Genomic DNA, 3,840 nt, shown 5'->3' on the forward strand with positions numbered 1-3,840 from the left:
GACCGCACGAAGGAGCCGGGCGCCGAGGGCGAACCGCTGTACCTCGACGTGAAGTCGATGTTCTACGGCAAGTCGATCCAGCCGATGATCATCGGCGGCCGCTACGGCCTCTCGTCGAAGGACACGACTCCGGCCCAGATCCTGGCCGTCTTCGAGAATCTGGCCGCCGAGGCCCCGAAGGAGCACTTCACGGTGGGCATCACCGACGACGTCACGAACCTGTCGCTTCCCGTCGGCGAGGAGATTTCGCTGGCAAAGCCCGGTACGTTCGAGGCCCTCTTCTTCGGACTGGGCGCCGACGGTACGGTAGGTGCCAACAAGAACTCGATCAAGATCATCGGCGGTTCGACGAACAAGTACTGCCAGGCCTACTTCTCCTACGACTCGAAGAAGTCGGGCGGCTACACCTCGTCGCACCTGCGCTTCGGCGACCTGCCGATCACCTCGCCCTACCTGGTCACGACGCCCGATTTCGTGGCCTGCCACGTGCCGTCGTATGTCGATAAGTACGACGTGCTGAAGGGCCTCAAGCCGGGCGGCTCGTTCCTGCTGAACTCGGTGCACGACGTCGAGACGACCTGCGCCACGCTGCCCGACCACATGAAGGCCTACCTGGCGAAGAACCACATCAATTTCTACATCATCAACGCCACGAAGATCGCCGCCGAACTGGGTCTCGGTTCGCGTACGAATACGATCATGCAGTCGGCCTTCTTCAAGATCGCCAATGTCATTCCGTTCGAGAAGGCCGTCGAGGAGATGAAGCACGCCATCCTGAAGTCCTACGGCAAGAAGGGCGAGGATATTGTGAACATGAACTACGCTGCGGTCGATGCCGGCGGCAATGCCGTCGAGAAGGTCGAGGTGCCCGCCGAGTGGGCGCAGATCGAGGATCGCGGCTTCGAGCATGCCTCGAATGCCTCCTATCCGGAGTTCGTCCGCAAGATCGTCGAGCCGATCAACGGACTGAAGGGCGACCAGCTGCCCGTTTCTGCCTTCAACGGCCGTGAGGACGGCACGTGGGACAACGGCACGGCCGCCTACGAGAAGCGCGGCATCGCCGTGAACGTTCCCGAGTGGCAGATCGCCAACTGTATCCAGTGCAACCAGTGCTCGTACGTCTGCCCCCACGCTGCAATCCGTCCGTTCCTGGCCACCGAGGAGGAGGCCGCCGCATCGGGCATGGATTGGAAGCAGGGCCTGGGCGAGACCAAGGAGTACAAGTTCCGCGTGCAGATCTCGCCGCTCGACTGTACGGGCTGCGGCAACTGCGTCGATGTCTGCCCGGCCAAGCAGAAGGCTCTGGTCATGCGGCCGCTCGAGGAGCAGCTCCCGCAGCAGAAGAACTGGGACTACGCTACCTCGAAGATCGGCTACAAGCAGGTTGTGGACAAGACCAAGTCGGTCAAGAACCTCCAGTTCGCCCAGCCGCTGTTCGAGTTCTCGGGAGCCTGCGCCGGTTGCGGCGAGACGCCCTACATCAAGGCCATCACGCAGCTCTTCGGCGACAAGATGATGGTTGCCAACGCTACGGGCTGTACGTCGATCTATTCGGGTTCGGCCCCCTCGACGCCCTACTGCACCAACGAGAAGGGTCAGGGTCCCGCCTGGGCCAACTCGCTCTTCGAGGACAACGCCGAGTTCGGTCTGGGTATGCACATCGGTATCGAGAAGCTCCGCGACCGCATCCAGGCGCTGATGGAGGCTGCCATCGCTTCGTGCACCAAGTGCTCCGAGGAGCTCAAGGGCGTCATGAAGGAGTGGATCGCCAACCGCGGATCGTCGGCCCGTTCGGCCGAGGTGACGGCGCGCCTTGTCCCGCTCATGGAGGCCTGCGGCTGCGACTACTGCCGCCAGATCCTCGAGCATAAGGACTGGCTCGTCAAGAAGTCGCAGTGGATCATCGGCGGTGACGGCTGGGGCTACGACATCGGCTACGGCGGTGTGGACCACGTGCTGGCTTCGGGTCAGGACGTGAACATCCTGGTCATCGACACGGAGGTCTACTCGAACACGGGCGGCCAGTCGTCGAAGGCTACGCCGGTGGGTGCCGTTGCCAAGTTCGCATCGAGCGGCAAGCGCATCCGCAAGAAGGACCTCGGCGCCATGGCCATGACCTACGGCTATGTCTATGTAGCCCAGGTTTCGATCGGAGCTTCGCAGCAGCAGCTCTTCAACGTCCTGAAGGAGGCCGAGGCCTATCCCGGTCCGTCGCTCATCATCGCCTACGCTCCGTGTATCAACCACGGTATCAAGGGCGGCATGGCGCGTACGCAGACCGTCGGCAAGGAGGCCGTAGCCTGCGGCTACTGGCACCTGTGGCACTACAACCCCGAGCTGGAGGAGCAGGGCAAGAACCCGTTCGTGCTCGATTCGAAGGAGCCCGACTGGACGAAATTCCGCGAGTTCCTGATGAAGGAGGTCCGCTACACGTCGCTCCAGAAGTCCTTCCCGACCGAGGCCGACGAACTCTTCGCCGCTGCCGAGGAGAACGCCAAGTGGCGCTACAATGGCTACGTGCGCCGTTCGAAGATGGAGTATTGATTCCGCTGTCGAACCGTATAATATAGGTGTGAGAGCCGTGATCCTTCCGAGGGTCGCGGCTCTTTTTTCTCCCTTCGGCCCGCGGCTTTCCTTCATCCTCCCGTTGCGGGGTTTCCTGCCGAACCACTTGGCTCCGTGCGGTATCCTTTTCTGCCGCAGTCCACGCAGTTCAGCCCCCGTTCCGTCGGTTCTTGTCCTTCCGCTCCCGAGCCGACCGGGGTCTCCCCGCCCGATTTCCGGTATGCGGATTGCAGGGGATTTCTCGAGTCTGTTTGTGATGCGATTTTTCTTGCTTATGACCGATTCTTTATCTACTTTTGTGCCCCGGATTCCGGAAGGGTCCGGATGCGGAGTTTTTCCGCACCGAACGGGAAAATGAAAGACTTAAAAATAAGTTGTCTTATGAAAAAGCTTTTTGTGGCAGCCCTTGCTTTGGCTGCGATGACGGCCTGCTGCGGCGGTGCCGCTGACGCCACGCTCGAAGGAACGACGTGGAAACTTTCGAAGATGGAGGGGATCCCCGCCACGGCGATCGACGGTGAGTCCGATGCCTTCACCCTTGTGTTCAATGCGGCCGATACGATGGTTGCCGGCCGTACGAACTGCAATCGCTTCTTCGGCAAGTATGAGGCCGGCGAAGGTAAGCTGGAGCTCGGTCCGCTCGGCATGACGCGGATGGCATGCCCCGATATGGAGTTCGAGAATGCCTTCGTCCAGATGCTCGACGAGGTGGATCGCTACGAGATCAGCGGTACGACGCTGAAGTTCTACGACGACCAGACGCTGCTGGCCGAGTTCCTTGCCGTTACGCTCGAGCCCGCCGGGGAGCCGGCAGCCGTTTCGGAGCCTGCCGCCGTTGAGCCTGCTGCATGTGCCGAGCCTGCCGGTGAGTGCACCGATTGCTCGTCGTGTGAGTCGGCAGCCGCAACCGAGGAGCCTGTTGCCGCCGAAGAGTAGCCGCACCGTACGTTAAAACGGGGCCCGGTCGTTTTTGCGACCGGGCCTTTTTGTTTGTAGTATACGCAACGGGCTGAATTCCGGGACGAAGTAGGGTAGAGGATTCCTGATTTGCCGCAGTTTTGCCGGTTGCGGGTCCATTTGCGTCTGCGTGTCCCCGCCGTCTCCGTCCTGCGTGCTCCCGCGTCTCTGTCCTGCGTGTCCCCGCGTTTCCGTCCTGCGTGCTCCTGTGTCTCCGTCCTGCGTGCTCCTGTGTCTCCGTTCTGCGTGCTCCTGTGTCTCCGTCCTGCGTGCTTCCGCGTCTCCGATCTGCGTGTCTCCAGCCCCGCGTCCCCGGCT

2 protein-coding genes are annotated in these 3,840 nt (G+C 61.7%); both read left to right on the top strand.

The genetic code is table 11. The features are described from left to right. Window positions 1–2,544, top strand: a 2,544-nt coding sequence (gene nifJ / locus QZL63_RS04130) for a pyruvate:ferredoxin (flavodoxin) oxidoreductase (RefSeq protein WP_290585969.1), incomplete at its 5' end; no start/stop codon positions are given. A 402-nt stretch (window positions 2,545–2,946) separates the two neighbouring features. Next, entirely contained in the window at window positions 2,947–3,501 is a 555-nt protein-coding gene (locus tag QZL63_RS04135; protein WP_022308067.1) for an META domain-containing protein, read from the top strand. The last annotated feature ends 339 nt before the right edge of the window (window positions 3,502–3,840 follow it).

Source organism: Alistipes sp. CAG:268, from assembly GCA_000434235.1.
Lineage (GTDB): Bacteria > Bacteroidota > Bacteroidia > Bacteroidales > Rikenellaceae > Alistipes > Alistipes avistercoris.

What these genes read in the sequence shown, in the direction of transcription:
- QZL63_RS04135 (WP_022308067.1), top strand. Translation starts at nt 2,947, where the DNA reads ATGAAAAAGCTTTTTGTGGCAGCCCTTGCTTTGGCTGCGATGACGGCC.